The organism is Anaerolineales bacterium (assembly GCA_016928575.1).
Classification (GTDB): domain Bacteria; phylum Chloroflexota; class Anaerolineae; order Anaerolineales; family RBG-16-64-43; genus JAFGKK01.
Genome location: JAFGKK010000028.1, coordinates 13,644 through 27,646, shown reverse-complemented (window position 1 = coordinate 27,646; position 14,003 = coordinate 13,644). Strand labels below are relative to the sequence as shown.

The following is a 14,003-nucleotide window of genomic DNA, read 5'->3' as shown; positions in this document are numbered from 1 at the left end:
GAATTTTTCGGATCAATGGCCAGAGCGGAGACGGGTCCGCCCCAAGGGCCGTGGGTTTCCCAATTATAGGTTATGGGTGTGGATGTCGGCGAGGATGTTGGAGTGGGCGATAAAGATGGGAATGAGGTATATGAAGGAGTCCGCAATGATGTCGCAAATCCGGTTGATTTTGGCAAGGGAGATGCCTTCGGTGTAGAAGCGGAATTACACGAGCTATTGAATACGGATAGAATTACTACAACAAGGAAAGAAAGGAAGCCTTGATAGTGAGATTTCCTGATTAGTGATTTCATACCCCTCCGATAAAGAATCGGTTGTGTGATAATTTTATCCAAAAAGAAAACCCCTTCTGTTAATTGCTTGGCGTTTTTTGATGAAAGGCAGCCAGGGCGTTTGTTCCTCCGCGGGTTTGGGAAGAACCGGCTATGGCTCTCGCATGCGCCTCTCTCATTCACCCTCCCTATCATAAGCGCATAGTTTGGAGGTTGGCAAGACGCCAGAGATGGAATTATCGTCACCGTAAGCGCCCGCGCCCGGGAAATGCCGTGTTTTGTTTTTGGATGACAAGCACGGGGATTTGTCAAATGAATGGAGGGATGATCCTTCGGACAGAAAAGGAATTATCCAGAAAAAGGACAAGAAGACTTCATGATATCCCCCGCCTTGTAAAATTTGCCGTAATTGCAAAAACCCTTTTGTGTCTTTTGTGCTTTCTGCAGCCATGGAAAATAGATGGCTGCGAAGGGTTTCCTTATCCGGCCCGCTGTCGGATGTTATAATTTTTTTGTTATGGCAAATGAGAAAGCCGGCGCCGGAAGCGGCGCCCCCCGCCGCATACTCGGCATGAAGCCGCACCAGGCCGCTTTGCTGCTGGGATTGGCGGCGCTGGATTGTTTTGCCATGGCCATCGGGGTCACGGTGATCGCCGGAATCCTCCTCGCCGCCGCAAAGCCGAAGCAAACCTTCGGCGGAGAGGCGCAAACCTCTCCGCTGCCCGCGTTTCCTCCGTCGACGCTTGCCTCCGCCATTCCAACCGTCACGCCGCGCTTCAAACCGACCGAATCCGCATCCGCTCTTTCCCCGACCGCGGAGATCGAGGTCGAATGGCGGATTTTTTCCGTTGCGGAGGTGGAGATTTCGATGCCCGCCACTTACGCCGCGGGCGATCCGCACACCGAAGCCGCGGCGATCGTCGCCGCCTTGCAGGAATTGGGGGCGGATTTCGATTGGACGGCGATCGAGGAAAAGCTGACCGGCGCCGCCAAGAGTTACGTGTTGTGGGGCATCGACTCGCGCCAGGGAAATCCGGCGGTGGTGACCAACGTCGCCGTCGCCTACGATTTCCCCAGCCCGGGGGAATCGCCGGCGGACTACGCTTCGCGGTTTCTCGATTCCATTTCCAATCAATACAGCCTGCTGGAACGGCTGGGGCTCGCGCATCCGGCCTACGAGGTCGAGCGACTGCTGCTCCTTGCCTTCGACGAAGGCGGCGCGCAAAAACAGATGGCGGTGTATTTCGTCCGGGACGGGAATCGGATATGGGATATTTTCTGTTACACGGCCGCCGACGAGATGGAAACCCGTCTGCCCGTCTTCGACCGGATGGTTGACTCCTTCCGCGTGCGGGGTTGACCGCATGGGTTCGCGCCCTTGGCTACCGTCAAGGGGCGGGGGAATTGCTTTTCTGCGGGAGTGAGTCTAATATTATTCCGATCGACCATCGCGCGGCCCGCCGGTGGACGGCGGTCTGCGGGGAGGGTATCGTCCCATGGGCGAATCGGTGTCGCGCATTTTGGGTTTGAAGAAGCAGCCGGCGAGCGCGCTGGAAATGGCGCTGGTCATCCAAAAGGGGTTGCCGGCCCTCTCGTTGGCCCACGTCTGCAACCGCTTTTCGCTAGAGGAGGGCCGTCTGGCGGGGATTCTCGGCCTGCCGGCGGGGACCGTCAGCCGCCTGCGGCGGGTCCCGCAGAAGAAGCTCTCCCCGGCCGTATCGGATAGGCTCTATCGGGTGGCGGACCTGTTCCTGCTGGCCTCGAACGTCCTGGAGGATGAAGGCACGGCGCGGGATTGGATGCTCTCGCCCCAGCCGGGGCTCGGCAACCGCGTCCCCTGCGATCTGATGGGCATGGAAGCCAGCGCGCGGGAGGTGGAAGACCTGTTGCTGCGCGTCGACCACGGAGTGCTGGCGTGATGGCGGCTTGGAAGTTGATTCCCAAACGGCACCAGGGGGAAGCTTTCAGCGGAGAGGGCGCGCGCATCGCCGCCGGGCGCTGGAACGGACGCGGGGTGCGGGCGGTGTATCTGAGCGGAACCCTCTCTCTGGCGGCGCTGGAAATGCTGGTGTACGCCGGGCGGGCGGCGTTTACCATCCCCTTGGCGGTATTCAAGATCGAGATTCCTCCGGAAATCGCTGTCGACACCCTCCCGCCGCAGGACCTCCCCGCCAATTGGCGGCAGCAGCCCCCGCCGGAAAGCACCCGCCGGATCGGATCGGCCTGGATCGAAGGCGGAACGGCCGCGGTCCTGAGGGTCCCGTCCGTGCTTATCCCCGAAGATTGGACTCTCCTGCTCAACCCCGCCCATCCAGTTTTTTCGAAGATCCATATCCCCAAGCCGCAAGTCTTCCGGTTCTAACAGCGCATCTTTTTACAGGCGGCGCCGCGATCCGCCGCGATCGGGATTCCGGCGCATTGCCGAGGGAAGGAACTCCCGGATCCGTGTCCCGGACGCATACGGAATTCGGGACGGGCGGGCGGTTCCGGACGGCGTGGAGGCTGCCGGCGGCGTCCCATCTTCCGGACGGATCGCCGCGCGGGTCCGCGGCATCCGCAGGCGGCCGCCGCGGATGACGGCGGATAGAACCGGCGCCGCGCCTGTGCTAGAATCTCTTTCAGCCGCCCTTCGGAAGGAGTCGACCATGGAATACAGCAAACCGCGCGGAAAATACTTCGAGGAACTCGCCCTCGGACAAAAGATTTACACCGCCGGACGGACCGTCACCGAGGCCGACGTGACCGGATTCGCCGGCCTGTCGGGGGATTTCAACCAGATCCACATCGACGCCGACTACGCCGCGAAAGGCCCCTTCGGCCAGCGCGTTGCCCACGGCCTGCTGGTGCTTTCGATCGTCTCCGGGCTGACGGTGCAGACTGGTTTGATGGACCGGACCGTTCTCGCCTTCCGCGAGATCGCCGAATGGAAGTTCAGCCGGCCGGTGTTCCTCGGCGACACAGTGCGCTGCGAGATGGAAGTGACCGGGTTGAAGCCGTTTCCCCGCCTGGGGGGCGGCGCGGCGGATATCGCCCTGACGGTAAAGAACCAGAAGGACGAAACCGTGATGAGCGGCAAGTGGATCGTGCTGATCCAGAGCAAACCCGCGGCCTGAGATGGACGAATCGTCCGCCGACCGCTTCCGCCGCCTGCAGCGCAGCCTCGACGAAACCGGCGATTGGGACGATGAGGACGAGGAGGAGGAAGTCTCCTTCGAGGATGAATCCGCCCCGCCGCCGGAGCAAGCCATTGCCGGGGAGGAGCCCGCCGGGGCGGAACCGCCTCCCCCCGCACCCGGCCATGGGTTCGGCGCCGAAGAGGACTCGTTTTCCTCGGATTCCGGCGAAGTGGACCCAAGCTCGGGGGAGTCTGCCGCTCCTCCGCCCGGAGGGCCCGACGGCCTTGAATTCGAAACGGAATTCGTCGAATCCGTTCCGCCCAAGGAGCCGCCGAAGCCGCCGCGTATACCGCATTGGCGGGCGCGCAGGCGCCCGCCGCGGACCGGGCCGCTTGCCCCCGGCGGCGGATCTTCCACTTCCGGCTTTTCCAAATCCAGGCGGTCCCGCGGCCGCGCGGTACGCTCCTGCCTGTTCCGGATTTTGCTCACCGGGGTGTTTTCCTTCACCGCGGCCGGATTCCTGGCGGCGGGCTTCATGCTGTATGAATACTTCCAAATCGCCTCCACCCTGCCTTCGGTGGACGACCTGCGGACTCACACCGCCCAATTCGAGACGACCCGCATCTTCGACCGCAACGGCCAGCTACTCTACGAAATCATCGATCCGAACGCCGGCCGGCGGACCTACACGCCGCTGACATCAATCTCCCCCTACATGCTGGCGGCGACCATCGCCGCCGAAGATAAGAATTTTTTCAGCCATCCCGGCTTCGACCCGTGGGCGATTTTGCGGGCGTTCACCCAGAACTTCTCCTCGGGCGAGACCGTCTCGGGCGCCTCCACCATCACCCAGCAGTTGGCCCGGATGGTCCTGATGACGCCCGAGGAGCGTTCGGACATTTCCTACATGCGCAAGGTGCGCGAGGCGCTGTTGGCGGTGGAGATCACCCGCCGCTACTCCAAGGAAGAAATCCTGGAGCTGTTCCTGAACGAAAATTCATACGGCAACCTGGCCTACGGCGTGCAGGCGGCGGCCGAGACCTATTACCGGACCACCGCCGACCGGCTCAACCTCGAGCAGGCGTCGTTCCTGGCCGGCCTGCCCCAGGCGCCCTCGGTCTACGACGTGTACACCAACCGCGAAGCGACCCTCGAGCGACAGCGCCAGGTGCTGGTGATGTTGATCGAAACCAGCGCCGAACAGGATTGCGTCTTCATCGGGGAAAACTTGGGCGAAGTCTGCATCTCGCCGGACGAGGCCGTGGCGGCGTGGACCGCATCCCAAAGCAGGCAGTTCGCCCCCCCGGATGTGTACATGCGCTATCCGCATTGGGTGAATTACATCCGCCAGCAGCTGGAATCGCTGTACGATCCGCAGACCATTTACCGTTCGGGCTTCCAGGTCTATACCACCCTAGATCCGGGCGTGCAGGATCTGGCGCAGGATGTCGTCCTGCGCCAGGTTCAAGCGCTAGCCGACAAGCGCGTAACCGGAGGGGCGCTGGTCGCCATCCGGCCTTCGACGGGGGAGATCCTGGCGATGGTCGGCTCGCCGGATTTCTACGCCCAACCGGCCGGCCAGGTGAACATGGCCGTCCGCGCCCGGCAGCCGGGATCCGCCATCAAGCCGCTCACCTACTTGGCCGCGTTCGAACAGGGTTGGACGGCCGCGACGCTGATCTGGGACGTGCCGGGCGAATTCCCGCCTTCCGACGACCCTTTCGACACCAACCCGCCCTACAAACCGGTCAACTACGACGGCCGCTTCCACGGACCGGTGACGGTGCGCGGCGCGCTGGCGAACTCTTACAACATCCCGGCGGTGAAGACCCTGCAGGCCGTCGGCATCTACGACGATCCGGCCACGCCTTCCCCCGACGGATTCATCCCGATGGCCAAACGGCTGGGCATCACCACGCTGACCCGGGCGGACTACGGGCTTTCGCTCACCCTGGGCGGAGGCGAGGTGACGCCGCTGGAAATGACGGGCGCCTTCGCGGTATTGGCCGCCGGCGGCGTGCGGATTCCCCCGGTGGCGATCACCAAAATCCAGACCTTCGACGGGAAGACCGTCTTCGAGCACCAGCCGGCGGCCGGGGAGCGGGTTCTGCGCGAGGAGCATGCCTTCCTGATTTCCTCGATTCTTTCCGACAACGAAGCCCGCACGCCGATGTTCGGGGCCAACTCGGTCCTCAACCTGCCTTTCCCCGCCGCGGTGAAGACCGGCACGACCAACGACTTCAAGGACAATTGGACGGTCGGGTACACGCCCGACCTGGCGGCGGGGGTGTGGATCGGGAATCCGGACAACACCGAGATGATCGGGACGACCGGCGTCAGCGGCGCGGCGCCGATCTGGGCCGAGTTCATGGTCCACGCCGTCCAACAGATCGCCGGCGGCAATCCCGCGCCGTTCACACCGCCGCCCGGGATCATTCAGAAGTTGATCTGCGCCGACTCCGGAACCGAGCCGAGCAAGTACTGCACCTCCACCCGCACGGAATACTTCGCCTCCGACCAACCGCCCCTGCCGGCCGCCCAGGATCTGTGGCGCGACACCTGGATCGACACCTTCACCGGCCTGCGCGCCTCCGCGGCTTGCGCTGATCACATGCAGCAGGGTTTGACGATCGCGGTCAGCGATCCCGACGCGCGCTTGTGGCTGGCCGGGACTCCCGAAGGGCGGGCCTGGGCCGCGGCCCGCGGATTCCCCGATCCGCTGATCTATTACCCGGAAGGGGAGTGCACCGCCGACAGCCCCCGCCCGATTCTCCTGATCACCGTGCCGGAGGAAAACCAGACGGTCGCCGACGAGCGGTTCGACATCCTCGGCAAAGCGGATGCCACCCGCGAATTCGACCACTTTACGCTGGAATACGCGCTCGACCGGGATCCGGACGAGTGGATCGCCATCATTCCCCCTTCCACGATCCCGGTCTCGGCGACGGGCAAGCTGGCGGAGTGGGATGTCTCGCGGATCGACAACGGGTGGCTGACCATCCGACTGACCGTTTTCTCGCGCCAGGGTGGGAAAGCGGAAATAAACGTCCGCTTCCACCTGCAAAAACCCGTTCCGACGCCCGTTCCCACCCGCACGCCCACCGAAACCCCGACGGTGACTCTGACGCCGACGGAAACCCCGATTCCAACCGGCACGCCGACCTTCACGCCCCAGCCCACTTCCACCGGAACCGCATCCGAGACGCCCCTGCCCACCGATACCGAGACGCCCTTGCCGACCAGCACGCCGACCACGTGATGTCCGTCCTGGGTCCTCGGCCGATTTCGGGATGGAAATCGCCGGCCGTCCGGGAATTCTTGGGCGGAGAGCGCTCCTTTCCGGGTTGTTATAATCGCGGTTATGGCTTCGCGCGCTTGGTGTGCGTTGTTCTGGACGGCTTTGCTGTGCGGCTGCCGGCCCGCCGCGACGCCGGTGGAATTCCCCACCCCGGCCCGCTGGCAATCGCCGACCGCCTCCCCTTCGTATTTTTTCCCGACGCGCGCGGTCTCGCTCACTCCGACGCCGGCCCCGAGCCCCACTCCGCAGACCTACACCGTGAAGGCGGGCGACACCTTCGGCTCGATCGCCGCCAAGTTCGGCGTCACCGTCGATGCGCTGATCCAAGCCAACCCCGGCGTGGATCCCAATGCGCTGCCGATCGGCCAGGTGCTGGTGATTCCGGTCAGGCCGGCGGGTTCCGAAACGCCTCCCCCCAGCCCCACGCCGGTAAGCCTGGAACTCGGTCCGCCCTATTGTTACCCGCAACCCAGCGGCGGAAAATGGTGCCTGGCAATGGTGGGCAATCCGGGGCCGGATCCGGTTTCCGGACTGATCCTGCGGTTTTCGCTGTATGCATCGCCCGAGGAAGATGCCTTCAGCGCCCTGGATACGGCGTTCCCCCTTTTCGTTCTGCCCGCCGGCCGGCGGACCGCGGCGGCGGTGTTCTTTCCTCCGGAGCTGGCGCAGCCCGAAATCGCCCGGGTCGAACTGGCGAGCGCCGTGCGCACCACCGAGGCGCTGGGGATCCTGCCGGCGGTCGTAACAAAGGAAACCGCCGTCCCGCGTTCGGACGGGATCGAGTTGACGGTCGAGTTCCGCATCGATGCGGAAGACGGAGCGGCGGCCACGCGGGTGGACGCGGTGCTGGTGTTGTTGGATTCCCTCGGCCGGCCGGTGGGATTCCGAATCTGGCACGGCCAGGGGGAGTGGCCGCCGGGACCAACGCACACGTTGACCCTCGATGCGTTTGTGTTGGCGGGGCGGATGGATTCTTACGAATTTATTCTTCAGGCTCGGGGAGCTTAGGAATCCGAATGTATTTTTTCGTGCGCAAGGTGGTGAGCATTCTGCTGCATGCGGTCTCGAAGGCGACCGTCATCGGGGTCGAGAACGTCCCCCCCGAAGGCCCGTTCCTGCTGACACCCAATCACTTGAGCCAGATCGACACGCCCTTCGTCCTGGCGGCGATCCCGCGCCGGATGGGCGTCTTCGCCGCCAGAAAATACCGAAAAAACCCGTTTCTGCGGGTGCTATTTGAGACGATGGGCTGCATCTGGGTCCGCCAATTCGAGGCGGACCGCGAAGCCCTGCGTCAGGCGATTCACTTTCTGAAAAACGGCGGGGCGCTCGGCGTCGCGCCGGAAGGGACGCGCAGTCGCGAGACTCATGCCCTGCTCCCCGGCCGGGGCGGCGCCGCGCTTCTGGCGAGCCGCTCGGGAGTCCCGGTTTTGCCGGTGGCCATCTGGGGGACCGAGATGTTCGTCAGCGACCTGCTTCACCTGCGCCGCGGATCGGTGTTCATGCGGATCGGACAGCCGCACCGTCTGGAGGTGAATCCACGGGCCAAAGCCGCGGAGTTGGATACGGCGACGGACGATCTGATGTGCGCCATCGCCGCCCTGCTACCCCCGCGTTACCGCGGAGTGTACGCCGATCATCCGCGGCTGAAAGCCTGGCTGGATAGGGCGGAACGGTGAGCGTCGCGCCGCTGGCACTCGATGCCCGAAGCACCCTGAGCGGACTGTTGGACGGGAGGCGCGCCGGGGACGCGATGGCGCTCTACTACGCCCTGCTGCACCCCGCCGCCAAAACCCGCCTCTGGGCGCATCGCTCGTCCGGCGGCGGCTTGGACGGATTCCTCGTGCGGGCGCAAACCGGACAGGATCTTTTCCGTCCGCTGGTTACGCTCCGCGCGAAAGACGCCGCCTCCATCTCCGAACTTTTACGGGCGGCGTTTCCCGCCCCCCGGGCGGCGATCTTTTCGGTCCCGGAAGCCCTCAGCCTATGGGTTCTGCCGCGAATCACGCCCGAGAAGATTCAGCAGATCCTGTTGTTCCGGCTGGATCCCGCGCGTTTGGAACCGCTGGTGAACATCTTCGTGCGGCGCGCGGAATCCCCGGGCGGCCTGCCCCGCTTTGAGATCCGCCGCGACGACCGCCTGTTGGCGGCGGCCGGCGTGAATTGGCAATCCTCCGACTGGGCGGAGGTTTTCGTCCACGCCGATCCGCAGGTCCGCGAACGGGGGTACGGCAAATCCGTGTGCGCCGCCTTATGCCGTCAGCTGCTGGAAGAGAAGAGGCGGATCCTTTTTGCGGTCGAGGAAGGCAACGCCGGCTCGCTGCATCTGGCCCGCAGCCTGGGATTCGAAGATACCGGAGAGAGGGAAGTTCTTTGTTACGGTTCCGTCGCGGCGATTTCGGAAGGCGCGCCGTAGTCCGTCCGGATTGACCATCGGGAGGTCAGCATGGCCGAAGCCGAATTTCATTTTCCGAAAGGTTTCCGCTGGGGAACCGCCACGTCCGCCCATCAGGTGGAAGGGTGGAACACCCGCAACGATTGGTGGGCTTGGGAGGAGCAGCCGGGGCGCATACTGCGCGGCGACCGCTCCGGGGCGGCCTGCGATTGGCGGGGCGGCCGGTGGAAGGAGGATCTGGACCGGGCGGCCGCGGGCGGGCAAACCGCCCACCGCTTCTCCGTCGAGTGGAGCCGGATCGAACCGGAACCGGATCGCTGGGACGGGCAGGAGCTGGATTTTTACCGTGAGATGATCGCCGGCATGCGCGCGCGCGGCATCGAACCGATGGTCACCCTCCATCACTTCACCAACCCGCTGTGGCTGGCGGAGAGCGGCGGATGGGAAAACGAGGCGGTCGCCTCCCGGTTCGAATTTTTCGTGCGCAAGACCGTTGCGGCGCTGAAGGACCTGGTGGATTTGTGGTGCACGATCAACGAGCCGAACGTCTACATGTATTGCGCCTATGCCGGCGACGCCTTCCCGCCGGGGCGGAAGAACACCGGCGCCGCGATGCGGGTGATGCGCAACCAGATCCTGGCGCACGCCGCCGCCTACCACGCGATCCACGAAATCCAGCCGCAGGCCCGGGTGGGGATCGCGATCCAATACCGGGCCATGACCCCGCACTCCGCCAGCCCCCTGGACCGTCTGGCGGCCGCGTTGCAGCTGCGGATCTCCAACGACCTTATGCCGTTTGCGCTGCAGGACGGCCGGCTGCGCTTCCCGCTCGGCCGCGAGCGGATTCCCCAAGCCGCCCGGACCCAAGATTACATCGGGGTGAATTATTATTCCTGCGACGACGTGTCGTTCGACCTGCGCCGGCCGGGCGAGCTTTTTGCCCGCCGGTTTTATCCGCCGGGCGCCGATCTCAGCCAGATCGGCTGGAACGCGAACATCCCCGAAGGCATGAGCCGCGCCATTCGCTGGGCCGAAGGATTCGGCCTGCCGATCCACATCACCGAAAACGGGATCGAGGACGACGCGGACGAGATCCGGCCGCGCTATCTGATCCAGCACCTTCACCGGATCTGGAAGGCGGTCAACATCGGCGCGCCCGTGCACAGCTACTACCACTGGAGCTTGGTCGACAATTTCGAATGGGAGCGGGGCTGGACCCAGCGTTTCGGATTGTGGGCCCTGGATCCGAAGACGCAAGCGCGCACCCAGCGCGCTTCGGGGAAGCTGTACGACGAGATCTGCCGGGAAAACGGCGTCACCAGCGGCATGGTCCGGCGCTACGCGCCGGAGATCCTCGACGGTCTCTTCCCCGGGTAGCGGTCTATTCCATCCGGGTTTCACCGAAATATTCTTTCCGGGCGAAGCGGGGGATCGGAAGAATGCAAGAGAAGGCGCTTCACTCAGCTGGACGGATTCTTCCATTGATTTCATCCGACGGGTCGAAAGGAATCTCCACAGTATGGGACGAAGGTTGATCGGCTATTTTTCGTTATTCATCTGCATCGGCCTGGATATGGCGTTGACCGGACCGGCCCTTCCGGCCTTGGCCGCCCAGACCGGAAGCACAGTGGCCGCGATGGGAACCATTTTTATCGTCGGCGCCGGCGGAGTCTCTCTGGGGACGCTGCTCGGCGGCTGGCTGTTCGACCGGATTCCCGGGCGGCGAATCCTCGTGATCGGGCAGTGCGTCGTCGCCGCGTCGATTTTCCTCACGCCGCACATTCCGTGGTTCGGCGTCTTGATGGTCCTGATCGTCGTAAAGGGCATCGCGGGCGGAGCGGTCCATTGCGGAGCCAACACGCTTCTGCTTTGGACCTTCGAGGGTAAGGCCGGCCCCTACGTCAACGCGTTGCATTTCTTCTTCGGGTTGGGGGCGTTCCTCAGCCCGTTCCTGTTCGGCCTGCTGATCGACGCCGGACGGGTTTACGCCGAGGCCTACCACATCCTGGCGGTCGTCGGTCTGCTGGTGGCTTTGGTAATGGGAGGAACGGTCGTCGCTCCAGCCCCGAAGCCGAAGGCCGCCGGGGCGGCGGCGGAGGCGGGCGGAGGCTGGTCCGTCGCCCCGCTGGTGATCTCGGCCATGCTGTTCCTGTTCTTCTACGTCAGCGGCGAAATCACCTTCGGTGGATGGGTCTTCACCTATGCCCGGACTCTGAATCTGGCAGACGCCGCCCACGCGGCTTACCTCACGTCTGTTTTCTGGCTGGCCTTCACGGTCGGACGCCTGCTCTCGATCCCCGCCGCAGTCCGGTTCCGGCCGGCGCAGATTATTCCAGCCGCGCTGGCCGGGGTCGCCGCGTTCCTCGGCTTGCTGATCGTATTCCCGGGCTCGCCCGCGGCGCTGTGGACCGCCGCCGCGGGAACCGGGTTCTGCATGGCGCCGGTCTGGCCGACCGGATTCACCCTGGCCGGACAATCCGTGCGGCTGACGGCGCGCATCACCGGATTCATCCTCCTCGGCGACAGCCTGGGCGGGATGGTGCTGCCCGGGCTGACCGGCTGGATCATGGAATCCGCGGGCGCGCCGGCGATGCCCCGGCTGGTGCTGACCGCCGCGGCCTTGACGTTTCTGGCGTTTCTGGGAATTGTCGTTTTCGGGAAAAAAGGGAAGCCCGCAGCCGTCCCGGCCTGATCGGCCGAAGGAACCCTTCCCGGGTCCGGGGAAAGAGAACCGGAAGCCGTCTCCCATGCGCCGACTCGGCGGCTTTCTGGCGGACGCCGCCGGACGAAGCGGCCGATGGGGGACGGCTCGCAAGCCCGTTAACATTCCTCTGATCCGGGTCTTACCCTCTTCTAATGCGCCCCTCCTAAAATAAAAGTATCAAAACCCGTAAAGGGAATACGGAGGTGGACTATGGCAAATCTTATCCGCTGGGAACCCATTCGTGAACTAAGCGGCATGCGGGACATGATGGATCGTCTGTTCGACGACAACTTCACCCGCCCCTTCTCGCAGGCGCTGTGGGATGTGGCGTCGGTCCCGACCATGGACCTGTACCAAACCGCCGACGAGATCGTGCTCAAGATGGGCCTCCCGGGCGTCAAACCGGAGGACATTCAGATCTCGGTCGCCAACGGGGTGCTCACCATCCGCGGCGAGGTGAAGGAGGAAAAGGAAGAAAAGGAACGGGCCTATCACCTGCGCGAGCGGCGTTGCGGGTCCTTCAGCCGGTCGGTGTCGCTCCCGAGCAACGTCAGCGCCGATAAATCCACCGCGGATTTCGAAGACGGCGTGCTGACCCTGACCCTGCCAAAGGCCGAGGAAGCCAAGGCCAAGACGATCACCGTCAAGGCAAAGAAATAAGCGACATGGAAAATAAAGAAGGACCGGATTTCCGGTCCTTCTTTATTTAACCAGGAACCGCCGCGGGTTTCCGCGGCGATACGGAGCGGGGTCAGGATCCGGTCGGCGTCTCGGTCGGCGTCGGCGTCTCGGTCGGCGTTGCGGTCGGGGTGGGCGTGGCGGTCGGCGTGCCTTCTGTATCGTCGTCTTCCGCTGCGGGGTGGACGACGATCCCCTGAGCCGTGAACGGTCCGCCGGTTACGTCGCGCGGGGAGATGATTGTCACGCGGCGCCCGACGGCGAGCTCGTCCGCGCGCTCCGCCGGCAGAATCTTGGTCTCCGCGGTGATGAGGAAGGTGTATTCGTTGCCGTCGCGGGCTTCGATGGTGATGCTTTCGCCTTCCGTGTAGGCGGTCACCACCCCGACGTGGTGCTTCGGCGCCGGCTTGCCGGGGGAGACCGAGATCTGCACCGCGGTCAAGGTCCCGTCATCACCCTTAAGCGCCCGCACGAGGACTTTTGCTCCGATCTGGATATCGGCGACGGTCGCTTCTCTTCCCATGGATGGGATTTTCACCGTCGTGTCTTCGGTTACCCGGAAGGCGATCTCCGCTCCGGATTTGTCCTTGATCGTCAAACCGCCTTCGCCGGCGGCCACCACTTCGCCGGAGAAATTCGCCCTTTCCGGTTTGGGCGTCTTTGACGGCTTTTTGTCCTTCGGGGTTTTCGCGGCCGAGTCTTTCGTCGGTTTCGGCGTGCGCGTCTTCGCCCATTCGGCGTAGGCGGCCGGGGATCCCGGCGCAACGTCGGGTTCAATCCAGACGGCTGAAAGCAGGAGGAGGGAGGCAAAGGCGACGGTAAGTGGTTTCATCGTATGAGACTCCTTTCGGTTTGCAGGATCATTCCGTATCCGGTTCGTACACCACGATGACGGCGAAGGCGACTTCATTGCCTTCCAGGTCGCTCGCCACGCATAGGATTTCGTTCAGCCCTTCTTCCAGCGGGACTCGGGCGGAAAACATCCCGTCCGCGCCGGCGACGGCGATCTCCTCGTTGAGGGTTATCACCGTCTCGGCCGGGGCGGCGCCGATCACGTCGACCCACGGGTCGGAGACGACTTCATCCTCCCCTGGAGAAAACAGGCGGATTTCCGCGCCGGAAGGAAATGACGCGACCAGATACGGCTCTCCCAAGCGGGTTTCCAGCCGGGCGCGGGTATTCGTTGCGGCGGCGGGCGAGGTTTCCGCCGCGGGCTTCCCGCCGGTCGTGGGTTTGTCGAGCAAGGCGGAATGGATACTGCAGACGCAGGCCGTCAACGCCCACCCCGCGAGCAATACCAGCAATATCCGAACCGAGGAAGAATGCCGCCTCATGACCTGATTCCCCGTCGCAGAATGTCATCCTCTGGAGGGTGAAGTTCTGCATTACTGGCGCCGCGGTCCCTCCGCCGATGCGTTCCGAAGGGGTCCGGAATGGCATAGAACTCCTTCGCGGGCGGGTTCAATCCACGGCTGAAGGAGAAAACGTAATAAGCGGCCGGGCGTTACCCGGTGGGATACGTTACAATCGTCCTGAAATC

Annotated in this window: 14 protein-coding genes; 12 read left to right on the top strand and 2 right to left on the bottom strand. The window is 63.9% G+C overall.

Annotation, left to right across the window (positions count from 1 at the left end; translation table 11 throughout):
* The first annotated feature begins 102 nt into the window (after nt 1-102).
* The 12 genes from JW929_04345 (at nt 103) to JW929_04290 (ending at nt 12,445) form a co-directional block, all read left to right on the top strand.
* Nucleotides 103-264 carry a hypothetical protein gene (locus tag JW929_04345; GenBank protein ID MBN1438620.1) on the top strand — a complete coding sequence of 54 codons (162 nt, stop codon included), beginning with the start codon at nt 103-105 and terminating at the stop codon, nt 262-264.
* A gap of 579 nt (nt 265-843) precedes the next feature.
* Complete coding sequence (locus JW929_04340; GenBank protein ID MBN1438619.1) at nt 844-1,632, top strand: hypothetical protein; 789 nt, start codon at nt 844-846, stop codon at nt 1,630-1,632.
* Between the two features lie 136 nt (nt 1,633-1,768).
* Entirely contained in the window at nt 1,769-2,191 is a 423-nt protein-coding gene (locus tag JW929_04335; protein MBN1438618.1) for a DUF2384 domain-containing protein, read from the top strand.
* On the top strand, nt 2,191-2,634 hold the full coding sequence (locus JW929_04330) for an RES family NAD+ phosphorylase (protein MBN1438617.1): 444 nt from the start codon (nt 2,191-2,193) through the stop codon (nt 2,632-2,634). Before JW929_04335 ends, JW929_04330 begins: the two co-directional genes overlap by 1 nt.
* 283 nt (nt 2,635-2,917) lie before the next feature.
* Nucleotides 2,918-3,385, top strand: a complete 468-nt coding sequence (locus JW929_04325; protein MBN1438616.1) for a hypothetical protein — start codon at nt 2,918-2,920, stop codon at nt 3,383-3,385.
* Nucleotide 3,386: 1 nt separating this feature from the next.
* Complete coding sequence (locus tag JW929_04320) at nt 3,387-6,647, top strand: transglycosylase domain-containing protein (protein MBN1438615.1); 3,261 nt, start codon at nt 3,387-3,389, stop codon at nt 6,645-6,647.
* A 102-nt stretch (nt 6,648-6,749) separates the two neighbouring features.
* A complete protein-coding gene (locus tag JW929_04315) occupies nt 6,750-7,694 on the top strand; it encodes a LysM peptidoglycan-binding domain-containing protein (GenBank protein ID MBN1438614.1) in 945 nt (314 codons plus the stop codon).
* Nucleotides 7,695-7,702: 8 nt separating this feature from the next.
* Nucleotides 7,703-8,365, top strand: a complete 663-nt coding sequence (locus JW929_04310) for a 1-acyl-sn-glycerol-3-phosphate acyltransferase (protein MBN1438613.1) — start codon at nt 7,703-7,705, stop codon at nt 8,363-8,365.
* Nucleotides 8,362-9,102: a GNAT family N-acetyltransferase gene (locus JW929_04305; GenBank protein MBN1438612.1), complete on the top strand. Its 741-nt coding sequence runs from the start codon at nt 8,362-8,364 to the stop codon at nt 9,100-9,102. The genes JW929_04310 and JW929_04305 overlap by 4 nt, the downstream gene beginning before the upstream one ends.
* Nucleotides 9,103-9,132: 30 nt before the next feature.
* Entirely contained in the window at nt 9,133-10,458 is a 1,326-nt protein-coding gene (locus tag JW929_04300) for a glycoside hydrolase family 1 protein (protein ID MBN1438611.1), read from the top strand.
* Nucleotides 10,459-10,600: 142 nt separating this feature from the next.
* Nucleotides 10,601-11,773 carry an MFS transporter gene (locus tag JW929_04295; protein MBN1438610.1) on the top strand — a complete coding sequence of 391 codons (1,173 nt, stop codon included), beginning with the start codon at nt 10,601-10,603 and terminating at the stop codon, nt 11,771-11,773.
* 222 nt (nt 11,774-11,995) lie between these two features.
* Nucleotides 11,996-12,445: an Hsp20/alpha crystallin family protein gene (locus JW929_04290; protein MBN1438609.1), complete on the top strand. Its 450-nt coding sequence runs from the start codon at nt 11,996-11,998 to the stop codon at nt 12,443-12,445.
* Nucleotides 12,446-12,536: 91 nt separating this feature from the next.
* On the opposite strand, the gene JW929_04285 is transcribed toward JW929_04290, so the two are convergent.
* The gene (locus tag JW929_04285) at nt 12,537-13,295 is read right to left on the bottom strand and encodes a hypothetical protein (GenBank protein ID MBN1438608.1); all 759 of its coding nucleotides are present in this window, start codon (nt 13,293-13,295) and stop codon (nt 12,537-12,539) included.
* A gap of 28 nt (nt 13,296-13,323) precedes the next feature.
* Nucleotides 13,324-13,797, bottom strand: a complete 474-nt coding sequence (locus JW929_04280) for a hypothetical protein (protein ID MBN1438607.1) — start codon at nt 13,795-13,797, stop codon at nt 13,324-13,326.
* Nucleotides 13,798-14,003 lie beyond the last annotated feature (206 nt).

Excerpts from the sequence above, each read along its gene's own strand:
- JW929_04330 (MBN1438617.1), top strand. The coding sequence starts at position 2,191 with ATGGCGGCTTGGAAGTTGATTCCCAAACGGCACCAGGGGGAAGCTTTC.
- JW929_04280 (MBN1438607.1), bottom strand. The coding sequence starts at position 13,797 with ATGAGGCGGCATTCTTCCTCGGTTCGGATATTGCTGGTATTGCTCGCG.
- JW929_04290 (MBN1438609.1), top strand. The coding sequence starts at position 11,996 with ATGGCAAATCTTATCCGCTGGGAACCCATTCGTGAACTAAGCGGCATG.
- JW929_04310 (MBN1438613.1), top strand. The coding sequence starts at position 7,703 with ATGTATTTTTTCGTGCGCAAGGTGGTGAGCATTCTGCTGCATGCGGTC.
- JW929_04320 (MBN1438615.1), top strand. The coding sequence starts at position 3,387 with ATGGACGAATCGTCCGCCGACCGCTTCCGCCGCCTGCAGCGCAGCCTC.
- JW929_04295 (MBN1438610.1), top strand. The coding sequence starts at position 10,601 with ATGGGACGAAGGTTGATCGGCTATTTTTCGTTATTCATCTGCATCGGC.
- JW929_04300 (MBN1438611.1), top strand. The coding sequence starts at position 9,133 with ATGGCCGAAGCCGAATTTCATTTTCCGAAAGGTTTCCGCTGGGGAACC.
- JW929_04325 (MBN1438616.1), top strand. The coding sequence starts at position 2,918 with ATGGAATACAGCAAACCGCGCGGAAAATACTTCGAGGAACTCGCCCTC.
- JW929_04315 (MBN1438614.1), top strand. The coding sequence starts at position 6,750 with ATGGCTTCGCGCGCTTGGTGTGCGTTGTTCTGGACGGCTTTGCTGTGC.
- JW929_04335 (MBN1438618.1), top strand. The coding sequence starts at position 1,769 with ATGGGCGAATCGGTGTCGCGCATTTTGGGTTTGAAGAAGCAGCCGGCG.
- JW929_04285 (MBN1438608.1), bottom strand. The coding sequence starts at position 13,295 with ATGAAACCACTTACCGTCGCCTTTGCCTCCCTCCTCCTGCTTTCAGCC.
- JW929_04340 (MBN1438619.1), top strand. The coding sequence starts at position 844 with ATGAAGCCGCACCAGGCCGCTTTGCTGCTGGGATTGGCGGCGCTGGAT.